Here is a 22703-nt window from a genome sequence, read left to right as displayed (position 1 = left end):
GTGTTGGGAAAATTCATGTGGACAAATTGTGACATTAATCGTAAATGGAAAAAAATACAAGTGTGAGCTGAATAGCTACTTGAAACTTTTGGAAAGTAAAGATAGGATGGAAAGAGAAATACTTAAGTAATATTCTGACATTTATTTTGTGCACTCAGGAGGGGTCTGTTTGAAGGGCTGGAAGAATCCCATGCTACTGGTTCTAGGAATTGGGATTTCAAACATTGGTAATTGGATTTATTTTGTGGCTATCAATTTATTAGTATTAAAATTGACAGGCTCTGCTGCTGCGATTGCAGGATTATTCATCATCAGGCCGCTGGCGATCCTCCTGACTAATACTTGGGCTGGCAGCGTCATTGATCGGGTCAATAAGAGAAGGTTAATGATTTTCATCGATGTCCTTCGTGGTATCTTAATAGCGATCATTCCATTATTTACTTCTCTAGTTCCGATTTATATAATTATGTTCTTAACTAATATAGCGGGGGCATTTTTTGGCCCTACTTCAGAAACTTACATAACGAAGCTTATTCCTCCTGAAAAGAGAAAACGCTTCAATTCAATTTTTTCGTTTGCAACATCCGGGGCTATGCTGGTTGGACCCAGTGTGTCTGGACTGCTGATCATGTATGGGAGCATAAGTACAAGTATCTATATTAATGCAGTAACTTTCTTTCTATGTGCTATAGCAATTTTCTTCCTGCCAGATGTTGATGAAAGGTTAACTAATGAACAATACAGAGATCGAATTACGATGAAGATGATCGCAGCGGATTGGAAGGCAGTAATCAATTTTGGGAAAACAGCAGCAGGTTTTATGGTGGTTTTCCTGATTTTTCAGTTCATTACATTAATCTCATTTGCACTTGATTCTCAGGAGGTAACCTTCATTCAGCAAGTTGTCGGCTTATCGGAAAAGAATTACGGACTGTTGGTAAGTCTTACAGGAGCGGGGTATGTGGTTGGTTCATTTGCAGTGGCAGCTCTGGCGAATCGTCTTTCCATAAAAATGCTCTTAGGATTGGGGTCGTTTTTGTCTGTAACAGGATATTTAATGTTTTATCTTGCTTCTCCAGACACAGTACCTCTAGCAGTAATTGGCTTTATAATTATTGGGTTCTTTTCTCCATTCTCGTTTACCGGTTATACAACATTTTTCCAAAACAATGTACCTGTAGACTTGATGGGGAGGTTCAGCAGTGCGTTTGCCTTCTTTCAGGCAATGGTCCAAATCGTCTTAACATTACTTTTAGGTTATTTAGCGGAATTAGTGAAACTGCAAACAGTTACTGTCGCATTCTCGGCACTGGGGCTGCTGCTGGCTGTTGCATTGACTTCAATCATTTTCCTGCAGTCAAAGAAAGATCTATTCATCCTTGAGACAGAAAACAATTTAACAGAAGAGGGTTAGTAAGGCTGTACTGGTTTAAAATCCAGTACAGCTTTTTTTTAGGGAGAAAACTTTGGATTTCAACTCATCTGCCATGATGATACATAAAACAAGGTGATTGGCAGAAAATAGATTTGATTGAATATACAGGATTAACAAAGGATTTTAGACAAGGTGTAATAGAGGGAGGGAAGAGCTTGTTCCATGCTGTATTGATCGCAGGTGGAGTCGCATTGGCGGTCGGAAGAGGGAAGTGGCAAAAGTGGAGAGAGTTTTTTACCTACTTTTTATTACTGGGCCTTGTTTAGCTGTTTCTATGAGTATATTTCCTACATTGGAAATAAACACTTGTGGGAATTTCACAAGAACTTCATCAGTCTATTCGTAACAGAAACCCTATATACGTTTATTTTTTACCTAAGCATGATTATTTGTTCCTAGGCAGTTTTCCAGAAGAAAGAACTAGAAGGTTCTGGTATTACTTAAAGTGGATATCTTAGTCGGTCATTATAGAGGCAATTGCACTCAAATTAGGAGCCATCAAATTCGCACACGGCTGGTCTATGGGCTGGGAAGTGTTTTTTTACAGCACGGTGTACCCCATGCTCCGGCTCCACTATAGGGATCCTTTGAATGCGCTTATTCTTTCCATATTCTTTGTCTTGTTTTATTTAATGATCTTTAACTACCAACTTGTTTGAAGGTAGTTAGTTCACTTGCTAATTGTTTGGCAGTTTAGGGAATAGTTTCTAAAAATGTGTATACCTTAATTAAAGCAAATATGAAATTTGAGGTGTAATGTGATTTGTCTTACTTTCAGGATAAAGAGCGAATATTCATCGTGTTTTCTCTGATTGTGATATCACTCTTCCTATCCCCCTATTTCATTTTAGGAGACGATGCCCATATCCGGGTACATGACAACCTTGATTCGAATTTGGCATGGTATAAGGTACTTGCTGAGAGTGGCCAGATTGCCGGATCATTACAATCCAGGATTCCTCAAATCATCAATGGACTGCCAAGAAATGCACTTGGAACTGAGTACAGCCTGATTGTGTGGTTATATGTATGGTTCCCGACGATGATTGCTTATGGAATAAGTCAGGCAATCACCAGGTTTTTTGCCTTCCTTGGAATGTACCTGGTTTTGAAGGACCACTTTATAACGGGAAAAGATAAAAGCCTGATTCGGATCGGGACTGCACTTGCATTTGCCCTAACCCCTTTTTGGCCGTCAGGGATGCTTAGCACATTGGGTATGCCTCTGGCACTTTGGGCGTTATTGCATATAAGGAATGGACGAGGTAAATGGTTGCATTATCTTGCTCTAACGCTCTTGCCATTTTACTCAAGCATTGTTCTGGGTTTTTTCTTTTTCCTCAGTGCAATGGGTTTACTCTGGCTTAGTGATGTTATTCGCGGTAAAGGATGGAACTGGAGATTCTTTATAGCAATAGCTTATATGACCGCTGTTTACTTAATCACAGATTACAGACTGGTATACTCCTTTCTATTTGATGGTGAACCGAATAGCAGGGATGAATATTTTCATGCCCGATTGTCTTTCTGGCATTCTGTCAGACTTACCTTTAAAAATTTCTTGCTAGGACATACCCATGTAATGACTGTACATACACTTGTTATTATGCCGGTCATATTTGCAGCGCTGTTTCTTATTTGGAAGCATAGGAAATGGGGGAAAGAGCGCATCTTTGTTTTCTTATTTGTGCTGAATTTCATTTTATCTGCCTGGTATGCTTTTTGGTTTTATAAAGGGTGGCTACCTTTAACGGAGAAATTCCATGTCCTTGATACATTTAATTTTGCCAGGTATCACTTTGTGCGCCCGTTAGTCCTGTACCTGTTGTTTGCGATCGGCTTGAAGATACTGTGGGATGAAAAAATATTGAGAAAAGCAGTTCCCTGGTTGGTGATTGCGCAAATTATAGTGCTGCTGTTTACAAATGAAGAGATTGTTCATCGCAAAAAGCCAAGTGTTAGGGAATTTTATGCAGAGGAACAATTTAACGAAATTAAAAATCACATAGGAAAACCTCAAAATAGCTATCGTATTGCCAGTATAGGATTACATCCAGCGGTCGCACAATTTAATGGATTTTACACACTGGATACCTACAATAATTTTTATCCTCTGAGTTATAAATATCAATTCAGGAAGATTATCGAAAAAGAACTAGAGAAAAATAAGCGGATCCGCATTTATTTTGATGAGTGGGGCGGACGCTGTTATCTTTTTACTGATGAATTGGGAAAGCATTATTTATTTAAAAAAACATCCAAAAGAAGAATCGAAAATATTGATTTAAATCTAGAGCCATTTAAACAAATGGGGGGGCAATTTATCTTTTCTTCTGTTCCGATTGATAACGCATTAAAAAATAACCTGAAGCTCGATAAAGTCTTTACCTCAAAGGAAAGCGCCTGGAAAATTTACCTCTATGAAGCTTTATAACATCAAGGAGGCTAATCAATGAATATGCCGATTTTAACAATTATTGTTCCTTGTTTTAATGAGGAAGAAGTTTTGGGAGAGACTATTAATCAGTTAACAACAAAGCTTAGAGAACTGGTCACCGATAAAATGGTATCAGAAAAAAGCAAAATCTTATTCGTCGATGATGGCAGCAAGGATAGGACTTGGCACTTGATTTATAAGGCCAGTTTGAATAGCGAAATGGTAAAAGGTCTAAAGCTATCGAGAAATGCAGGGCATCAAAATGCTCTGCTTGCCGGACTTTTTTCAGCGAAAGAAGCTTCTGATTGCATGGTCACCATTGATGCTGATCTGCAGGATGATATTCATGCCATTAACGACATGGTCATGAAGTTCAATGAGGGTTATGAAGTTGTTTATGGGGTGCGAAGCAGCAGGGAGAGTGACACATTATTCAAACGTTACACTGCAGAAGGTTTTTACAAGGTAATGGACAAGCTTGGAGTCAAACTAGTCTTCAACCATGCCGATTTTCGTTTAATGGGCAAGAGGGCGGTTGAAGAATTGGTGCATTTTGCTGAAAGCAACATGTTCCTACGTGGGATTGTCCCACTAATCGGTTTTAATTCAACCTCTGTTTACTATGAAAGAAAGGAAAGGCTTGCGGGGGAAACGAAGTATCCATTAAGAAAAATGCTGGCCTTTGCCTTTGATGGAATAACTTCATTTTCCGTTACACCGATAAGATTCGTTATGCTTGTAGGGTTCATCTCATTTTTTGTAAGCCTTGTTTTCGGTCTATACTTTCTTACATTGAAGCTGTTCGGTAACACAGAACTTGGATGGACTTCGTTGATCACATCGATATGGCTGATAGGGGGACTGCAGCTAATTGCCCTGGGTTTAGTCGGTGAGTATATTGGCAAAATCTATAAAGAAACTAAGCGGAGGCCCAAGTATATTATCGATGTCGACCTCTTTAACCTGCCAGTGTCAAGGAAACTGATGAACATGGAAGGGGCAGATTATGAGTCAATCGTTGAAACTCGGAAGCTATCTGAGAATAACTAACCAGCTGGCTCAAAGAATAGTCGTAGGTTTTGCAAACTTTCCTCCCTTTTTGAAATTTCTGTTTGTCGGCGTACTGAATACCTTTGTTGGAATGGGACTTATGCTGTTACTGAAAAATGGACTGAACTGGCCATTTTGGTATGCGACGTTCACCGGCAACGCTATAGGGGCCGCTGTCAGCTATCTATTGAATCGAACTTTTACATTTAATAGCAGGGTTCCCATTCAGGTTGGGGGACCAAAATTTATTTTAGTGGTTTTGGCATGTTATTTCCTTTCCTTCTCGATCAGCCGAGTGATAACCGGGACAATGAACTCCATTGCAGTTTGGCATTTCTATATAGATTCGGATAATATTGCAATACTACTTGGTTCAATCATATACACGATCACGAACTATATAGGACAAAAATCCTTTGTTTTTAAGGATCAGATTCAAAGCAGCTCTTGAGGCTGCTTTTTTTTTGTTGACTAAATGTCCAAATAAAGATAAAAATGATTGAGTGTGATTATTTTTTTGTAAGGTTTTCGGAACATGGCAAGTATCCAACATCTAAAATTTACTTTTAAAAGGAGCAAGACCACTTCATGAACATTTGGGAATTATTTGTGGCATTTATACTGGGGTTAGTAGAAGGTTTAACTGAATTTGCACCGGTTTCGTCTACTGGTCATATGATTATTGTCGATGACCTGTTATTGCACTCTAAACAATTATTTACAGAACCTGTTGCAAACACCTTCAAAGTAGTCATTCAATTAGGATCAATATTAGCAGTGGTCATTGTTTTCAAGGATAGGTTCATTAACCTATTAGCTCTGAAAAAAGGGGTTTCAATCGGAGATTCCAAAGGCAGGCTAAGTCTGCCTAAGGTGATTGTTGGTTTAATTCCCGCCGGGTTGACAGGTGTGTTATTTGAGGACTATATTGACGAATATCTATTTTCGGTAGAAACAGTCATAATCGGATTAGTAGTCGGTGCATTTCTATTAATTCTCGCAGACCGCTTACAACCAAAACAACTTAAGGCTGAAGATGTTGATCAAATCAGCTATAAACAAGCATTGGGAGTAGGTTTGTTCCAGTGTCTTGGTTTATGGCCCGGATTTTCCAGGTCCGGCTCCACAATTGCCGGAGGTGTTCTACTTGGAATGAGCCACCGAGCAGCTGCCGATTTCACGTTCATCATGGCGGTTCCAATCATGCTTGGCGCCAGCAGCATTTCCCTCTTGAAAAATTGGGATTATTTCACGGTTGATGTTTTGCCGTTTTTCACTGTGGGCTTTATTAGCGCGTTTGTCTTTGCTTTGATATTCATTAAGTTCTTTTTGAGGTTAATCAACAAAATTAAATTGGTGCCTTTTGCGATTTATCGAATCATATTGGCAGCTGTGATTTATTTTATTTTTCTTTAATTTGAAAAGGAAAAGGCCCGAGCCTTTTCCTTTTTTACGTTTACAAATATCCTTTACCAGCGGTGGGCCTTCGCGTTCCCTCTCGCGAGAATGGTATTCTTCGTGACCTGCGTCTGGCCATTCACTTGAGAATTTAATCGCTTGCGCCTTGTCCAAGTGTGGTGGAAAAGTTCTGAGTGCGGATCCAAATGATCTTTGTAACTCATACTATCACCTCAGGAGTGGATTTTTGAAACGTCTGATATTCGTAAGAACATCACTAATAGCGTTTGTATTATCAAATAGCAATATACATCAGAGAAATTGAATGAAGCAATTAAATCTTTTTTGCTTTTTTTGTAACTTTTTACAATTTTCATCGTATTAATCTTTGTGAAGGAATGATATATAAACTTTTTGATGAAATGAGGAGATTCTATGTCGCAATTTGCCCTTGAGGTAAAGGCGTTAACAAAGACAATTGGCAAAAAAACAATTGTGGATGATGTGAGTTTTCAAGTGGAGCGGGGTGAAATATTCGGACTCCTGGGTCCTAATGGTGCAGGGAAGACAACGATCATCCGGATGATCGTCAGTCTGATTAATCGTACTGGAGGGACTGTGCTAATCAATGGACACGATCTGGATGATTCATTTACAGAAGCAATGAATGAACTGGGTGCTATTGTCGAAAATCCAGAATTTTATAAATACCTTAGTGGATATAAAAATTTAAAGCATTATGCTCGAATGGCATTAAGCGATATCTCTGAAGAGCGGATTAACGAAGTGACTGAGCTGGTAGGTCTTGAAAATGCAATCAATGATAAAGTTCGTACGTATTCCTTAGGGATGCGCCAGCGTTTGGGGGTTGCACAAGCCATTTTACATAAGCCATCAATTCTCATACTCGATGAACCAACAAACGGACTTGATCCTCAGGGAATTCGTGAGTTCCGTGATTATTTACGCTTGCTGGCAAGCCAGGGAACATCTGTGTTAGTCTCGTCGCACTTATTATCAGAAATGCAGCTAATGTGCGATCGATTTGCAATTATTGAGAAGGGAAAACTGATCCACATATCCTCCATGCATGATAATGAAACATCAGAGGCTAGAAAGGTTAAGACGATAGAAGTAGAACTATCCAATCCCACTCTTGCCTCTAAGCTCTTAACAGAACACATGACAGATGTGAAAGTGACTTCGAGTAAAGGCACGCGTCTGACCTTATCCGTGCGAAAAGAACAAATTCCAATGATCAATAAGCTATTTGTTGAAAATGATATAGATGTTTTTGAAATTTTAAATGTGAAAGCAACGCTGGAAGACCGCTTCTTGGAAATCACAAATAAAGATAAAAAGGAGCAAATGGTATGATTCCTTTAATACAAAATGAATTGATGAAAATTTTCGGAAAAATGGCAAGCTGGATATACATGATCGTTATTGTACTGGCAGTTTTAATCGCAGGAATTATTTATTCTAAATTCAGTGCAGATCCTAACCCTAATTGGAAACAGGATACACAGAATGAAATTACCATGCTTGAAAACCAGATGGCGTCTGCTTCCGGTGACGAAAAGAAAATGATTCAAAACCAAATTGAGCAGACCCAGCAATTTCTCGATCAGGACATTAATCCGAATGCGAAAACAAACTGGCATTTTATGAATGATGTTGTTGTAGGTGTCAGTTCACTTGTCACTTTGTTCGTAGTAGTTGTCGGCAGTGCCAATGTTGCTGCAGAATTCTCTGATGGAACGATCAAGCAGTTATTAATCCGTCCGCATCAAAGATGGCGAATCCTGCTGTCAAAGTACATAGCTGTCATTATTTATGCTTTATTATTGGTCCTGACATTAATCGTATCTGGCTATATAATTGGATTGCTCCTATTTGGCAGTGGTGATTTCAATATGAAGATGTTTGAAATCACGCTGGAAGGAAGAAAAGTGGCAATTGTCGGTACACAATTCTTGTTAAAAATGGTTTACTTCATTCCTAGCCTTCTAATCATCATGACGATTGCTTTTATGCTGTCAACATTATTTAAAAGCCAGGCTCTTGCAGTTGGAATAGGTATCTTTGTCCTTTTCTTTTCGTCGACACTAGGTGGGATTATCCTAATGCTTGCTGACAAATATACATGGGCGAAATTATTGATTTTCCCGCATTTGGATTTGACAGTCTATGCTCTTCAGGATAGGATTCTTGAAGATATAACATTGCCAGTTTCGCTTTCCATACTCGCTGTGTATTACGCAATATTCATGATGCTCACGTTTTTCTTTTTCCAAAAGAGGGATATCAGTATTTAAGCAGAATAAATTAAAGAGCGGTCCTCGGGCCGCTCTATCTAATTTGAAGATCGGAAGGGGAGAGGGATGGTGAATCCTATTTTATTGGATTTTCCAACTGAGTTTGAAACGGACCGGCTTTTGATCAGGATGCCGCTGCCCGGTGATGGTGCCGTCACCTGTGAATCAATCAATGCATCTTTAAAAGGACTTCAGCCTTGGATGCCATTTGCCCAAAAAGAACAAAGTGTTGAAGAAACGGAAGTCGTAATCAGACAAGGGTATTTGAATTTTTTAAATCGGTCAGACCTGAGACTGCTTGTATTCAAGAAAGACACCGGAGAATTTGTCGCCTCATCTGGTTTACATAGAATTAACTGGGACGTCCCCAAGTTCGAAATCGGTTATTGGATCGACACTCGATATAGTGGACAGGGGTATATGACAGAGGCTGTCCAGGGAATCACAGACTTTGCCGTTCGAGAGCTTAAAGCCCGAAGAATCGAAATTCGCTGTGATTCATTGAATACTAAAAGCAAGGCAATCCCCGAAAAATTAGGCTTTGCTCTCGATGGCGTACTAAAGAATGATTCAGTTTCAGTTGACGGTGAGTTAAGGGATACTTGTATTTATTCTAAAACTTTCTAACTGTAATGGAGGTATCCAATTTTTCAATTGGTTACCTCTTATGCATATTATCGATTAAGAGCGGCGTATTGGTGACCTGTTTTTCGAGGAAATGGATTTTTAGATCACCAATCAGGGGTGTTGGTGACCTGTTTTCCGGAAATATGGATTTTTAGGTCGCCAATCAAGGGTATTGGTGACCTATTTTTCGAGGAAATGAATTTTTAGGTCATCAATCAGGGTTATTGGTGACTTGATTTCGAAAAATATTGACTTTTAGGTCATCAATCAGGGGTATTGGTGACCTGTTTTAAAAAATCTGCATCTTCAGGTCACTAATCGTTTTTATATAATGACCTGTTTATTGGTTTTGCAAAACACTATTTGGCAGGAGGGATATGTCCTAATAAAATAGAGCAGCCAATTAGGCTGCTCGAAAATCATCTTATTCTCCTTGCCACTCTCTAAGTTTATCTATCACTTTGTCGCCGACCTTACCGGCATCTTCCTGCATTTGTTCAAATACTTTTTTCCACTTTGGCGCTTCTTCTTTTAGTTTTTCTTCAACTCGGCCAGCACGCTCTTTTAATTCTTGCTCCAGTTCATTTGCTTTTTCTCTGATTGCTTTTTCTGTTTCTTCATAATCAACGATGGCACCAGACTGCCTTTCGTTGATTGACTGGACCCTGAATGCCTCCTGCTCGATGTGGGGCACTGTTTCTTCCATGATCGCCCTGAAAAGCGGCACTACATCCTTTGAACTGCTGCTGGATAAATAATGCTTGCGGTCAGTTTTATCGTAACCAAGCCATACTGCCCCGACGATGTTCGGTGTATATCCTACAAACCATTGGTCCTTTGTTCCATTGATATCTGCATAAGGAAGCTGAGTAGACCCTGTTTTTCCTGCAATCTCAACACCCTCAATATTTGTTCCTTTACCAGTCCCTGTTTCTACAACATTCAATAACATAGACGTCATTTCATTGGCCACTGATTTGGAAGTTACGCGTGTTGTTGCCCCATCATGCTCATCAATCACCTTGCCTGTGGGACCGACAATTTTCGTAATTACATGGGCATCATGACGATTCCCACCATTTGGGAAGACAGAATAAGCTTCGGCCATTTTTAAGGGAGAAACACCATTATGCATTCCTCCGAGGGCGAGGGCCAGGTTCTGGTCTTCTTTTTCTACTTTGATTCCGAATCTTCTTACAGCATCAATTCCTTTATTCAATCCTATTTCATTCAAAAGCCAAACTGCAGGAATATTAATTGATTTTTCAACGGCCTCATACATTGGCACTTCTCCCTGATAAGTATCAGAGAAGTTTTTCGGACTATAATTTTTAAAAGACATCTTCTTGTCAACAAGCATGGAATCATACTTATAGCCTTCTTCTAATGCCGGTGTGTAAACGGCCAGAGGCTTCATTGTCGAACCAGGCTGAGCCCTTAGGTGGGTTGCACGATTGAACCCTCTGAACACTTTCTCGCCTCGTCCGCCAACCAATGCAAGTACACCACCATTATCGGGATTAAGCAGAACGGATCCACTCTGTACTAATACATCACTGGCTCGATCAGGGAATAGATGATCCTTTTGGTATACTTTTTCCAGTCCGGATTGTATGTCTTGATTAAGTTCAGTATAGATGCGATAGCCTCTTGTCATGATTTCATCCTGGGTAAGGCCATATTTACTTGTTGCCTCATCCAAAACAGCATCGACATAAGAAGGATATTTCCGATCGGCAAGAGAGCCTCCTCCGTCTTCCAGGACGATCTTTTCGGATTTTGCTTGTTTATATTCAGAATCAGATATCATCCCTAGCTCGTTCATTTTAGATAAAACAACATTTCTTCGTTTGATGGCAGCATCGTAATTATTATAAGGATCGAGGGCAGAAGGTGCTTTCAGCAGACCGGCAAGCATTGCAGATTCACTGATTGTCACATCCTGAATATCCTTTGCGAAATACTTTTTACTTGCGTTGTTGATACCAAATGCACCACTGCCGAAATACACCTGATTCAGGTACATTTCTATGATTTCGTCCTTTTCATACACTTTTTCAAGCTCGACTGCCAAAAATAATTCTTCTACTTTACGTCTGTATGTCCGCTCTGAAGATAACAGAGCATTTTTTGTCAGCTGTTGGGTAAGTGTACTGCCGCCTCCGGTAATGCCTCCGGCTAAAAGGTTTCCAAAGAATGCCCGTGCGATACCTTTAATATCGAATCCGTTATGTTCATAAAATCGTTCATCCTCAATCGCAATGACGGCATTTGGGACATGCTCTGGCATATCATTTATTGATACTCCACCGGTACGGTTGGTAGCAAGCTTGCTTGCTTCGTTGCCGTTGCGATCATAAATGGTAGTTGCCTGGCTCAATCCATCCTTCAGGGTCTGGACATTCGCCCTGCTAGCGATAAATGCGAACCATAGAATCGAGAGCAATATGAAAACCAATAAGATCAATAACAAAATTTGAGTCAGGTGGCGGCGTTTCCAAAATCGTACAATTGCCTCCCAAACTTTTTTCAGTAATTGCATATGAGTTCTCCTTTTAAAATGAAGCTTTTTTAGTGTAAGTGATTAGGTGGAACTACAATTTACCCTTCATTATATATGATTTACCGTATTTCAGGAAAGTTGAAGCCATTTACCACAAATAAGTGGGGATATGATGAGATTAAACTTGAAAAGTTGATGAGGTGGTATTCAAGCTAGCGAGGTTATTGAGTTCAAAGAGAAAGTATGAATCCACTATCCATGGACGCTCTTGGTATAAATGAAATAAATACAACAAACCTAACTAGAGGATTACTACAATTGGAGGAAACGAATGAAACTTTTAGAAGAACCGTTAATTCTCTTAGGCAGGGTGGTTACTAAACTGCCGTTGATGTTGTTTGCGACTTTATTTATGGAGAGACGCTCAATAGGAGAGTTGCCTGTTTTTGACTTTTAATTTTATTGGCTTTTGGTGCGGTCTTAGGAGCGGACAATGCCGACCCGAAGATTCCTCACATACATACCGGAATTGCCATTGTTTTAATAGCGTTGCTTCAGAAACTGGTAGCCTACCTGAAGATTAAAAGCAGGAAAATAGGGCGTATACTCACCTTTGAACCAATCACGGTCATTCACGAGGAGAAATTCATTGTGGAGAACTTACGTAAAACACAGTACTCAATCGATAATATTTTGTTAATGTTGCGAGAGAAGGATATTTTTAATGTTCAGGATGTAAGAATAGGAATCCTCGAAGCTAACGGAAATTTAACGGTCATGAAAAAAGCAGAAAAAGCGACAGTCACTCTGGAGGATATGAAATTGACCAGGACTGGCGATGATTTGGCAATGCCATTAATTATAGAGGGTAAATTGTACAAAAAAATTCTCTTCCAGCTGAACTTGGATGAGAAGTGGCTGATGGATAGATTAGCAGAGGAGTCAGTTTATAATTTAGAGGATATATTTTTTGCTTCCATCACAGAAGGGAAATCCCTGCATATCACCTTGAGGAAACAATCAGCCATAAACATACCGCCAATTTATCACTGATAAGACTCTTCTCGAGTATTTTTAAACATGTACACCCATTAGTGTATTTTGTCAAAAGGCTCCTCGAAAAAAGACCCTAATATTTATAGAATGTGATTTAGAGGAAATATTCGCAAAAAGGAAAGTCAAGGCTATATCAGACTTACTTAACTGCAAGTTTCTTTTCTATTCTGAAAAACCCAAAAAGCGAATATACAAAGAAAGTCTGGCCTCCAGTACAGCCAGACTTTTACTTGTATTTATCTGATAGTTTTACCAGCCAGCTGGGAGCATTGCCACTGGCATAAGCGATACTTTATAAGTGTATCCCCCATCCTTCGTTCCAGTTGGCCATAAAGCAGTAGCCATGTAGATTACTTTTACGGTGTTATTTTGTGAAAACTCTGTTACATATACAATCCTGTCAGCCATGAAACCGATTTGTTCTTGAGTCCAAAGGATTCTGTCAGCCATGAAACCAATTTGGTCAACTGTGTAAAGAACACCATCCAATGTTTGAGAATATGAATCAGCACCCATTTGACCTACTGTTACTAAAACATCAGCGGTTGTAGTAGCAGCTTCAGCTTTTTGCTGTGGAAGTCCAGCAACAACTAAAGATAAAATCATCGCAAAAGCAATGAGAGATTTTGTAATCATGTTTTTCATTCGAATATTCCTCCTGTATACCCCAATTGGTATTATTTATATTAATCAATATATACCCATGTAGGTATAATGTCAACTGTATTATAAAAAATTTTATTTTTCATTTAAAGTTCTAATTGTAGTTTTACCCTTTCAGGAGTAAGATGTAAGAGTTGAAAACAGAAAGGAGTTGGTATCTTTGGGTTATTCAAAAGAACCTGATCCCGATAGGTGCGGGGAAGTCGATAATCTATTAGATTTGATACAATTGAATACTGCAAGACTATCAACTCTGAAAAAAGGTAGTTGGCTTCCTCAATAATTGAAGAGGAGGTTGGTCAAATGCTGGAAATCTATAAAAGCAGTGAAGAAAGACATTTAACACGTGTAGAAGAAATTTCAAAAGGCTCCTGGGTTAATATGGTAGATCCTTCTGAAGATGAGATCATAAGGGTTGCGACTGAAACAGGTATCGCAGTGGATTTCATAAAGGATGCACTTGATGATGAAGAGAGGCCAAGGATTGAAAAAGAAGATGGTATTGTCTATATCATCGTTGACTATCCATACATCACCCATGATGATTCTGGCTTTCCGATTTATGAAACTATACCAGTCGGGATAATTCAGACTGCAAATTGTATCATTACAGTTTCGTTAAAAGAGACTCCTGTATTGAATGAATTCAAGTCAAATAGAGTCAAGGAATTTTATACCTATAAGAAAACAAGATTTGCCCTGCAGATCCTTTACGTTATTTCCATTTATTATTTACGCTACCTGAAACAAATCAATAAAAAGACAAATGAGATTGAGCGCGAGCTGCATCAGTCGATGAAAAACAAGGAATTATATGCATTTCTTGCTTTGGAGAAAAGCCTGGTTTACTTCACGACATCACTAAAATCCAATAAAGTGGTACTCGCAAAGATCATGCGCTTCAATTATTTAAAAATGTATGATGAAGACAAGGATTTGCTGGAGGATGTCATCATCGAAAATACGCAGGCCATCGAAATGGCTGAGACTTATAGTTCAATTTTAAGTGGTATGATGGACGCTTTCGCCTCTATTATTTCAAATAATCTTAATATGGTAATGAAATTCCTAACATCCATAACAATCATTCTTTCGTTTCCGACTATGGTGGCAAGCTTCTATGGTATGAACGTGGATCTTCCATTTCAGCACAATCCATTTGCGTTCTTCCTGGCAATAAGTATGGCTGTGTTATTGGCGGGTTTAACTGCATTTGTTTTTTGGAAAAAGAAATATTTTTAACTGAACGTCTGGACATCTGTCCGGGCGTTTTTTAGTCTAAATTCTGCGTTTATACATATTTATGGATTAACGGAGATAGTACCTCCAAACTCGAAATCACAGGCAAAAGGGTGATTGAATGACAGGAATTTTAGTCAATATTTATAGGAAAATGCTGTCAGGGTTCATAATATTAGTTTGCACAATCTGTTTCTTTCTGGTGGCTGGTTTCATTTCTTCTTCGAACATCAGCTTTTTTAAGTTCAAAGTTAACGGAGATATTGGAGCAGACGTATTCCTCAGGATTATTAGTTATGAGAACCCGTTGATTGGACATGCACTGACAGGATCGAATGCTGACTTGCCAATTCTTTCTACAGGATTCAAATTACTTACAAACGTTGAAATGAATGATATCAGGAGTCTGATAAGGAGTGAAATTCCAGGTTTCATGGCATTTGATTCAAACTTCCTCATTGCAGATGAAGGTGTTGATTTTACGGATATCCCGATTGAGTCTGCCCCTCCTATGGAGGTTTTACTGCAGGAAAGAAATATGGCAGCGAATGAACTGAAGGAGCTGAACAGCGGCAAAATATACTCTGGTTCTTCACCAACAGAAAAATCGGTATTCATTTATCATACTCACAGCTGGGAGTCGTACTTACCATTGCTCGGTCTGGAGGGAGCAGAGAATGAAAATGAGGCTGTTGATGGCAAAACAAACATTACCATTGTAGGTGAATTACTAGGAAAGGAGTTGGAGAAAAGGGGTATAGGAGCGAGTGTGGATAAGACCAATATTGGCCAGGAGTTGGATAAAAAAGGCTGGATGACACACAAGTCTTATGAAATATCACGTTCGTTGGTTCAAAGCGCAATGGCTGGAAACGAGAAATTAGATTACTTTATTGACCTGCACAGAGATTCTGTCAGAAAGGATTCGACTACAGCCACAATCAATAACGAGCCATATGCAAGATTGGTTTTTGTCATTGGCGAGGAAAATAAGAACTTCCAGAAGAACCTGAAGTTTGCAAATGAGCTTCATAAGATCCTGAATAAAGATTATCCAGGGATCAGTAAGGGAGTTTTGCCTAAAAAGGGAATCGGCGTTGATGGAATATATAATCAAGACTTGCATGCAAACACGCTGGTCGTCGAGGTAGGCGGCGTTGATAATAATATGAAAGAATTAAAAAACACAATAGAAGCGTTAGCGGACGCAATCAGCCAGATTTATTGGAAGGCGGAAGAGGTAAATGGCTGAATATCGCGAAAAATATTTCTGGCTGTTGTGGACGATTGCCACCACGATGTTAGCGTATTTTTATTTCCCCTTGACGTTGACAATTACATTTTTCTTATCAGGCATTATCATAAGCAGTAAATGCCTGGTTGAAGATTTTATAAACCATCAGGAAGACGCTGAAAAGCAAAACGAAAAAAACCATTGAAGAATGACTTCAATGGTTTTTTTGCTTCATTTAAACCATCCCTTTCTCCTGAACCAGAAGAACATGGTCATCCCTATGACGAACATGGCGAACAATGCTCCAAAATAACCAAATCTCCAGGAGAGTTCCGGCATATTCTCAAAGTTCATCCCATAAATTCCTGCTATGAAGGTGAGAGGCATGAAAATAGTTGTAATTACAGTAAGTACTTTCATTACGCGATTCGTCTCATGTGAATTGATCGACAAATAGCTGTCCCGCATATCTGTTGTCAGTTCACGACTCGCTTCCACCTTTTCAGCTAACCGTAATAAATGGTCATGGATGTCCGCAAAATATTCTTTTTGTTCAAGTACTCCAGAAAGGCGATGGGAATTAATCATCCTGTATACCAAATCCCTCATTGGAGTGATGGTATGCCTTAAAGAGAGCAATTCATGCCTTGTGTCGAATAAATCTTCAAGCAGTTCTTCCATCGAGCGGTCGGCTGAATTCTCATCAATTTCATTCAATAAGTCCTCAATTCGATAAACATGCGGGAAATAATTATCAACTATTTTATCTAAAACATGATAGAGTACGGTCGATGGATTCCATTCTCCTGGTGCCTTCGCAAACTCTAATCTCTTCCACACATCGTCGATTTCACTCGTTCTGACGCTATGGTAGGTAACGATATAGTTATGTCCAAGGAATAAATCAACCTCTTCCTTCTGCATGGACTCTTCATTCAGAGCCTGGAAAACAAAAAAATGATAATCATCATAATAATCGAGTTTGGGTCTTTGAAGTGTATGGATACAATCTTCAATGGATAAAGGGTGGAATTGCAATGGTTCTTTTAATAATTCTATTTCTTCATCTGTGGGTTCATTGAAGTCAATCCAATGCCAATGACCACTGTCTGACACCAATGAGTCTATACCTCGACCAGTTTGGATATCCCCATATGGACTAACAGAAATTGTACGTATCATAAATTCTCCCAAAAAACGTTTTTTAGGCTATCTTAATTAATTTGATTGGCTCCTCAGTAAAGCAAAATTTAATAACCTCTTATTATTATATTAGCAAAGATGGACAGGAATCAAAGCAGAACCCATGAGAATGGGATATCAGGAGTCAGAAAGCTGCTTCAAATCAACAAATGATGGGTGATGGAAATAAAGCTGTATTGCTATAATAAGAATCAAAAGCAATTTCTGCAAAATTTCGTCCTAGTGTTGCCAATAGTTATGCTCAAAATACAAAAAAAGATTGTTCAGGAGATGAGAAAGAATGCTGCATCATGTTGAAATCAATGTAACCGATTTAAATAAAGCAATAGAATTTTGGGGCTGGTTGTTAAGCGAATTAAAATATGAAGTATATCAAAAATGGGACAGCGGCATCAGTTGGAAATTTAAAAAGACTTATATAGTCTTCGTCCAAACCGAAGAAAGGTTCATTCAAGCAGGATATCACCGGTCGCAAGTTGGTTTGAATCATCTTGCTTTTTATGCAGAATCACGGCAACATGTGGATCAAATGACTGAAAAACTAAGAGAAAGACATATCCCCATCCTCTATCAAGACAGACACCCTTTTGCAGGAGGGGCAGATCACTATGCGGTGTTCTTTGAAGGTCCAGATCGTATGAAAGTTGAATTGGTTGCACCTGATTGACAGCGGAGAATTTTTTCCAAGTGTAACTTCCTGATTTAAGGGGAAAAGTATTTTACTTTTGTAAATTAGGAGGCACTGGAAAAAGTTATGGCAGATGCTTTTTTAGGAATTGTCATCTCTGCAATGGCAACAGGGTTGGGAGCAATTCCAGTTTTAATTCTAAATAATGTCTCACCCCGGTTGAAATCTTTACTTCTTGGTTATGCTTCAGGGATCATGATGGCGGCTACAACCTTCAGCTTGATACCAGAGTCTTTGAAATCATCAGATATTTGGGTGCTATCCATCGGAATGTTATTAGGGACGTTTGCCTTGAATTTCATTCATTCAAAGACTGAAGACCTCGACACAAGTGACTTTAAAATCTTTTCCGGTGTTGATCGAAAAACATTAGTCATCATTACAGCTATTACTCTCCATAATTTACCCGAGGGCCTCTCAGTCGGGGTGAGTTATGGTTCGGGTGAAGAAAACCTTGGAGCTATTATTGCCTTTGCAATTGGCTTGCAAAATGCGCCAGAAGGATTCCTCGTTGGGCTTTATTTAATCCATCAGAAAATGTCTAAAGTGAAGGCACTTATGATTGCTACCTTTACAGGGGCTGTAGAAATAGTAACGGCTGCAATTGGATATTTTCTAGCTGCAGAAGTAGCAGGGCTTGTACCATATGGATTGAGTTTTGCGGCAGGTGCAATGCTTTTTGTCATCTATAAGGAACTTATTCCAGAAAGCCAGGAAGATCATCAAGTAAAATTCCCAACGTACTCTTTTATCCTTGGCTTGATTTCAATGCTCTATCTCACTATACATTTCGGTTAGACATAAAGGCCAAAAACGCTTGGCCTTTACCCTTTTCCAAAATTCAGGCTTCTTTTGCTGGGAATAAATCTAAAAGTGCTGGGTAAAGACAAAGAGAGTCTGGTATTCTAATGTTATACATATATTAGGAGGGATCAGTATGGGAGAATGCAATATCGACCACAGCAAAAAGGATGTGCAGGAGAAATACCAATCACAAAAGGAATTCCTTCCGCAGGACATTCACCCATTATTCAACCGTTTTTTTGAGGAAGAACATACTCAGGACATTTTGAATGAAGTATTTCACTTGCTAAAGAAGTATGACCTTGCTGCAGAAGAAGAAAGAAGCGAACGTGACAACAGATTGAAATTAGTTTTAAAGAACGTGTAGTTAAGTACAAAGGGGCCAAGTGCTCCTTTTTTTTATTTGACCTGAGAAATCATTACCAATAGAGCCAACCAACAAGAAATTAAATGAAAAAATGCTTTTTCTTATCACCTTTATTTCCAGAAAATTCTTAGTTTGTTTTGTGAAAAAATCTTATTGCCAGCAAAAACCAGAAGGAGTAAAATTAGGTGGATATTTCGATATCCAAAATAATTAGAATGATTCGAAAGAAGAGGAATGTATGGAAAGTCCTTCACAAATAACAAAGAGGAATGAAAAGAATAGCATAATAAATGGTGTCGCTTCTACGATTGTTATGAGTATGAGCAATAACTACTTTGCCTTATTTGCAATTGGTGTTCTCGGTGCTACGAATTATCAAGTTGGATTAATTAGTTCTCTGCCTCAAATAATAGGTATGTTCGCAATGATTCTTGGTACCGTGATCATGAGCAGGCTGCAGGAAAAAAAGAGGTTCACTGGTCTCTCGATTTTGTTCACTCGTTTATTTTTGCTGGGGATGTTTTTGGTCATTTATTTGCCTGAAGAGTACAGGGCCTGGACATTTGTAATACTGATCGGCCTAATGAATCTACCGGGTTCATTCGCAATGCTTAGCTGGCAGTCATTTATCGGAGACCTTATTTCAGATAGCCGGAGAAGCGGTTTCTTTAGCGAAAGAAACAGGATTCTGACCATTGCAGGTATGATTACGACATTGCTGATTGGAATAGGCCTTCAATGGTTTGATAAATCCAATCCTCTGCCATATCAAATTCTCTTCATTTTAGCATTTCTATTTGGTATTGCAGAAGTTATCTATTTAAATAGACATATAGAGCCGAAGAAAGAAATCGTACCGGGCAAGAAACGGTTAAATTTTGGCTGGGACGCTTATAAACATAAACCGTTCATTTATTTCTTGATATGCGGATTGTTTTTCAACTTTGCCTGGCAGCTAGCCTGGCCTCTGTTCAATATTTACAATATCAAAGTCGCTCATATGACTGGTTTCTGGATCAGCATTATAACTGTGGCGAATCAGTTAGGTCAGATCATAAGCTTCAAGTGGTGGGGAAGGATGGCTGATAAGCACAGCAATGGAAAGATGCTGGCAGTTACTGCGGTCGGGATGGCATCAGCGCCATTCCTAACAATTCTTTCGAAAAATATGTATTACCTAACCTTCGTCAACTTTACTTCTGGCCTTTTTGTTTCTGGGACCGTTCTTTTGTTATTTAATCAGCTTCTTGAAGTGACGAAGGAGGAGAACCGGGGAAGTTTTATCGCCCAATATAACATACTTTTAGCGATTATAGGCTTTATCGCACCACAGGTTGGTGTGTATTTGCTTCAGTTAAGTTCAATTGAAATAGCTATGAATCTTGCAGCTGTTTTACGATTGTTCTCAGGAGCTGTATTTTTACTATTCTATTTTTATATGAAAAAACAGTACAACATCAGTAACAAAGTCGCAATCCAAAGATCATAACTGGTCAAATACGAGAAGTATATGTCAACTGACCTATGGAGATTTTTATAAAGGAATTTATCTGCCTTATATCGAATAAACTCTACTAATATTGTTAGACAGGTTGTGTTGCCATGACTATCTTTAGCTATTTTTTAATTTCATATTTTCTAGGCACCTTAATGGCTGGATATTTCGTTGTAAAGTTCCTCGGGAAAAAGGATATAAGAGTTGAGGGAAGCGGCAATGTAGGGGCGAGGAATGCCGGTCGTGTACATGGAAAATCATCATTCATTTTGACTTTTCTTGGAGATGCGTTAAAAGGGGCAATTGTAATCCTTATTGGTGAATATTTTGAACTCTCACCTGAAATAATTTTGGGTGGGTTGGGATTTGCCATTCTAGGCCATGTTAAGCCAATTACCTTGAACTTTAAAGGGGGAATGGGCATCTCTACTTTTATCGGAGGGATGCTCGCTTTTGAACCTCTGACAGCTTTGGTTATCATTTCTGGATTTCTATTGTTTTATCCTTTTTTGAAAAGTTTTACATTTGCTGGTCTTGGTTCCTTTGTTTTGATTCCTCTAAGTTTTTATTTCCTGGGAATCCAACACATTGTCGTTCTTATTTCTAGCGTACTCGTAATGATTGTAATATTCATTCACCGTGAAGATATTTTTGAAAGGTTAGATAAAAGAGGAGTGGGAAAATAAAGGATACTGAGTCTGTAAAAGAGCAAAGGAATACAATGTCCAAACTAAACCCAGTTAATGTTTAGCATTCGCACATTTTGAGGTAAAGAAATGAATAGGATAATGTATTCATTCGAAAGGAGCCTGAAATATGTGGACCTGGATTTGGCTCTTGCTGCTGCCAATCACTGTTTTGCTGTTGATAGAAGAAGGAAGTCAATTTATATGGCGCAGATATTTAAAGAACCCACAAGAAGGAAATGATACAATTATAGTACGTACTCTTAACAGCATAAAAAAGATTCAGCAGAAATACCGCAAGGATCCTTCACATTAAGGTGGGGGATTCTTTTTTTTAAAATAATAAAATTTTCATCAAGATTGAAAAATCCGATAAGTTAAACTATGATATAGATATTCAGAAAATTTAGAAATGTAGAAAGGATGATATGATGAGTAAAGTGGTTCCAGAAAGCTGGTGGGATCAGTTATCTGTTCCTGCAATTGCAGCCCCAATGTTCCTAGTCTCAGGTCCTGATTTGGTAAGTTCCTGCTGTAAAAATGGAGTGATTGGATCATTTCCAGCTCCAAACGCCCGACCAATTGAAGTTTTAGATGAATGGATGGGCAGGCTGAATGACGAATTAGCAGAAGCAAAAAAACAAGAGCCAGAACGGAAAATAGCACCCTGGGCTATGAATATGGTGGTACATAGTACTTACAGCAGGCTTGAGGAAGAGCTTGCCTTAATAAAAAAGTATAAACCTCAGCTTGTGATCACGTCACTCGGAAGTCCTAAGAAAGTGGTAGACATTGTCCATGAATATGGGGGCCTAGTCTTCTCTGATGTCAGTGATGTAAAATTTGCCAAGAAAGCTGCAGAGACAGGAGTAGACGGGCTTATTTTAGTCGCTAACGGAGCAGGAGGCCATGCTGGGGATCTGAATGGCTTTGCTTTCGTTGATTCTGTACGGAACTTTTGGGATGGAATCATTGTTCTGGCAGGATCAATCACCACCGGAAAAGCCGTACTTGCTGCACAGGCTGCAGGAGCAGACCTTGCTTACATGGGGACAAGATTCATTGTGGCAAAGGAAAGTATGGCCAATGATGAGTACAGGCAAATGGTAGTGGATGCAACTCAAGAAGACCTTATTCTCACCGATGCTTTTTCTGGTGTAAAAGCGAATATGCTAAAGCCAAGTATCGTCAGGGCAGGACTAGACCCTGAAACCCTCCAGAAAAAAGAGAATGTTAATTTTGATTCGATGCAAAGAGAGACGAATGCCAAGGCTTGGAAAGACATTTGGTCAGCAGGGCAGGGAGTTGGAGCTATTAATAATATACAATCTGCATCGGAGATTATTAGCCAGTTAGAATCTGAATACCATGAGGCTTTAAGTAATGTGAACGCAAAAGCAGGCAAACTCAAAACTTTTATTATGGAATAATACTAAACTCACCGACAGGCAATTGCTCGGTGAGTTTTTTAGAATAATCCCTGTTAAAAGAAATTGGATG

The 22703-nt window shown here is 39.0% G+C and carries 25 protein-coding genes; 21 read left to right on the top strand and 4 right to left on the bottom strand.

Annotated features, from left to right (window positions below; genetic code table 11):
- Positions 1 to 169: 169 nt before the first annotated feature.
- The 6 genes from TY49_RS09925 (at position 170) to TY49_RS09905 (ending at position 6338) form a co-directional block, all read left to right on the top strand.
- Positions 170 to 1414 carry an MFS transporter gene (locus tag TY49_RS09925; RefSeq protein ID WP_156972653.1) on the top strand — a complete coding sequence of 415 codons (1245 nt, stop codon included), beginning with the start codon at positions 170 to 172 and terminating at the stop codon, positions 1412 to 1414.
- A 113-nt stretch (positions 1415 to 1527) separates the two neighbouring features.
- The gene (locus TY49_RS24615; protein WP_156972652.1) at positions 1528 to 1701 is read left to right on the top strand and encodes a hypothetical protein; all 174 of its coding nucleotides are present in this window, start codon (positions 1528 to 1530) and stop codon (positions 1699 to 1701) included.
- 497 nt (positions 1702 to 2198) lie between these two features.
- A complete protein-coding gene (locus tag TY49_RS09920; RefSeq protein WP_041965751.1) occupies positions 2199 to 3869 on the top strand; it encodes a DUF6044 family protein in 1671 nt (556 codons plus the stop codon).
- An 18-nt stretch (positions 3870 to 3887) separates the two neighbouring features.
- A complete protein-coding gene (locus TY49_RS09915) occupies positions 3888 to 4922 on the top strand; it encodes a glycosyltransferase family 2 protein (RefSeq protein WP_041965750.1) in 1035 nt (344 codons plus the stop codon).
- Positions 4879 to 5373, top strand: coding sequence for a GtrA family protein (locus TY49_RS09910; protein WP_052442148.1), 495 nt, complete (start codon positions 4879 to 4881; stop codon positions 5371 to 5373). Before TY49_RS09915 ends, TY49_RS09910 begins: the two co-directional genes overlap by 44 nt.
- Positions 5374 to 5510: 137 nt before the next feature.
- Positions 5511 to 6338, top strand: a complete 828-nt coding sequence (locus tag TY49_RS09905; RefSeq protein ID WP_041965749.1) for an undecaprenyl-diphosphate phosphatase — start codon at positions 5511 to 5513, stop codon at positions 6336 to 6338.
- 53 nt (positions 6339 to 6391) lie between these two features.
- Here TY49_RS09905 and TY49_RS24235 read toward each other — a convergent pair whose 3' ends face one another.
- Entirely contained in the window at positions 6392 to 6544 is a 153-nt protein-coding gene (locus tag TY49_RS24235) for a YpzG family protein (protein WP_081742094.1), read from the bottom strand.
- 211 nt (positions 6545 to 6755) lie between these two features.
- On the opposite strand from TY49_RS24235, the gene TY49_RS09900 reads away from it, so the two are divergent.
- The 3 genes from TY49_RS09900 to TY49_RS09890 all read left to right on the top strand — a co-directional run bounded on the left by TY49_RS09900 (position 6756) and on the right by TY49_RS09890 (position 9265).
- Complete coding sequence (locus TY49_RS09900; RefSeq protein ID WP_041965748.1) at positions 6756 to 7697, top strand: ABC transporter ATP-binding protein; 942 nt, start codon at positions 6756 to 6758, stop codon at positions 7695 to 7697.
- Positions 7694 to 8638 carry an ABC transporter permease gene (locus TY49_RS09895; protein WP_041965747.1) on the top strand — a complete coding sequence of 315 codons (945 nt, stop codon included), beginning with the start codon at positions 7694 to 7696 and terminating at the stop codon, positions 8636 to 8638. The genes TY49_RS09900 and TY49_RS09895 overlap by 4 nt, the downstream gene beginning before the upstream one ends.
- Positions 8639 to 8707: 69 nt before the next feature.
- On the top strand, positions 8708 to 9265 hold the full coding sequence (locus TY49_RS09890; protein WP_041965850.1) for a GNAT family N-acetyltransferase: 558 nt from the start codon (positions 8708 to 8710) through the stop codon (positions 9263 to 9265).
- Between the two features lie 424 nt (positions 9266 to 9689).
- Here the strand turns inward: TY49_RS09890 and TY49_RS09885 are convergent, their stop codons facing one another.
- The gene (locus TY49_RS09885; RefSeq protein ID WP_041965746.1) at positions 9690 to 11807 is read right to left on the bottom strand and encodes a transglycosylase domain-containing protein; all 2118 of its coding nucleotides are present in this window, start codon (positions 11805 to 11807) and stop codon (positions 9690 to 9692) included.
- Positions 11808 to 12099: 292 nt separating this feature from the next.
- Between TY49_RS09885 and TY49_RS25410 the strand changes: the two genes are divergently transcribed.
- Entirely contained in the window at positions 12100 to 12225 is a 126-nt protein-coding gene (locus TY49_RS25410; protein WP_269745729.1) for a hypothetical protein, read from the top strand.
- Between the two features lie 5 nt (positions 12226 to 12230).
- Positions 12231 to 12821, top strand: a complete 591-nt coding sequence (locus TY49_RS25235) for a DUF421 domain-containing protein (RefSeq protein WP_369389737.1) — start codon at positions 12231 to 12233, stop codon at positions 12819 to 12821.
- A gap of 252 nt (positions 12822 to 13073) precedes the next feature.
- On the opposite strand, the gene TY49_RS23900 is transcribed toward TY49_RS25235, so the two are convergent.
- Positions 13074 to 13469, bottom strand: a complete 396-nt coding sequence (locus TY49_RS23900; protein ID WP_052442147.1) for a hypothetical protein — start codon at positions 13467 to 13469, stop codon at positions 13074 to 13076.
- Between the two features lie 321 nt (positions 13470 to 13790).
- On the opposite strand from TY49_RS23900, the gene TY49_RS09870 reads away from it, so the two are divergent.
- The 3 genes from TY49_RS09870 to TY49_RS09860 all read left to right on the top strand — a co-directional run bounded on the left by TY49_RS09870 (position 13791) and on the right by TY49_RS09860 (position 16165).
- A complete protein-coding gene (locus tag TY49_RS09870) occupies positions 13791 to 14729 on the top strand; it encodes a magnesium transporter CorA family protein (RefSeq protein ID WP_041965745.1) in 939 nt (312 codons plus the stop codon).
- 118 nt (positions 14730 to 14847) lie between these two features.
- Positions 14848 to 15978 (top strand): stage II sporulation protein P, encoded by a 1131-nt coding sequence (gene spoIIP, locus TY49_RS09865; protein WP_041965744.1) that lies wholly within the window; start codon positions 14848 to 14850, stop codon positions 15976 to 15978.
- Positions 15971 to 16165 (top strand): hypothetical protein, encoded by a 195-nt coding sequence (locus tag TY49_RS09860; protein ID WP_041965743.1) that lies wholly within the window; start codon positions 15971 to 15973, stop codon positions 16163 to 16165. The genes spoIIP and TY49_RS09860 overlap by 8 nt, the downstream gene beginning before the upstream one ends.
- A 26-nt stretch (positions 16166 to 16191) precedes the next feature.
- Here the strand turns inward: TY49_RS09860 and corA are convergent, their stop codons facing one another.
- Positions 16192 to 17142, bottom strand: a complete 951-nt coding sequence (corA, locus tag TY49_RS09855; RefSeq protein WP_041965742.1) for a magnesium/cobalt transporter CorA — start codon at positions 17140 to 17142, stop codon at positions 16192 to 16194.
- Between the two features lie 301 nt (positions 17143 to 17443).
- Here corA and TY49_RS09850 point away from each other — a divergent pair, with 301 nt between their 5' ends.
- The 7 genes from TY49_RS09850 (at position 17444) to TY49_RS09820 (ending at position 22633) form a co-directional block, all read left to right on the top strand.
- Positions 17444 to 17830 (top strand): VOC family protein, encoded by a 387-nt coding sequence (locus TY49_RS09850; protein ID WP_041965741.1) that lies wholly within the window; start codon positions 17444 to 17446, stop codon positions 17828 to 17830.
- Between the two features lie 87 nt (positions 17831 to 17917).
- Positions 17918 to 18649, top strand: coding sequence for a ZIP family metal transporter (locus tag TY49_RS09845; RefSeq protein ID WP_041965740.1), 732 nt, complete (start codon positions 17918 to 17920; stop codon positions 18647 to 18649).
- A 139-nt stretch (positions 18650 to 18788) separates the two neighbouring features.
- The gene (locus TY49_RS09840; RefSeq protein WP_041965739.1) at positions 18789 to 19022 is read left to right on the top strand and encodes a hypothetical protein; all 234 of its coding nucleotides are present in this window, start codon (positions 18789 to 18791) and stop codon (positions 19020 to 19022) included.
- Positions 19023 to 19260: 238 nt separating this feature from the next.
- Complete coding sequence (locus TY49_RS09835; RefSeq protein WP_041965738.1) at positions 19261 to 20511, top strand: MFS transporter; 1251 nt, start codon at positions 19261 to 19263, stop codon at positions 20509 to 20511.
- Positions 20512 to 20624: 113 nt separating this feature from the next.
- Positions 20625 to 21203 (top strand): glycerol-3-phosphate acyltransferase, encoded by a 579-nt coding sequence (locus TY49_RS09830; RefSeq protein WP_041965737.1) that lies wholly within the window; start codon positions 20625 to 20627, stop codon positions 21201 to 21203.
- A gap of 130 nt (positions 21204 to 21333) precedes the next feature.
- Positions 21334 to 21519 (top strand): hypothetical protein, encoded by a 186-nt coding sequence (locus tag TY49_RS09825; protein WP_041965736.1) that lies wholly within the window; start codon positions 21334 to 21336, stop codon positions 21517 to 21519.
- A 112-nt stretch (positions 21520 to 21631) separates the two neighbouring features.
- Complete coding sequence (locus TY49_RS09820; protein WP_369389730.1) at positions 21632 to 22633, top strand: NAD(P)H-dependent flavin oxidoreductase; 1002 nt, start codon at positions 21632 to 21634, stop codon at positions 22631 to 22633.
- Positions 22634 to 22703 lie beyond the last annotated feature (70 nt).

This window comes from Mesobacillus selenatarsenatis SF-1 (genome assembly GCF_000813125.1).
Taxonomy (GTDB): Bacteria; Bacillota; Bacilli; order Bacillales; family Cytobacillaceae; genus Mesobacillus; species Mesobacillus selenatarsenatis.
This window is presented reverse-complemented; position numbering and strand designations above follow the sequence as displayed.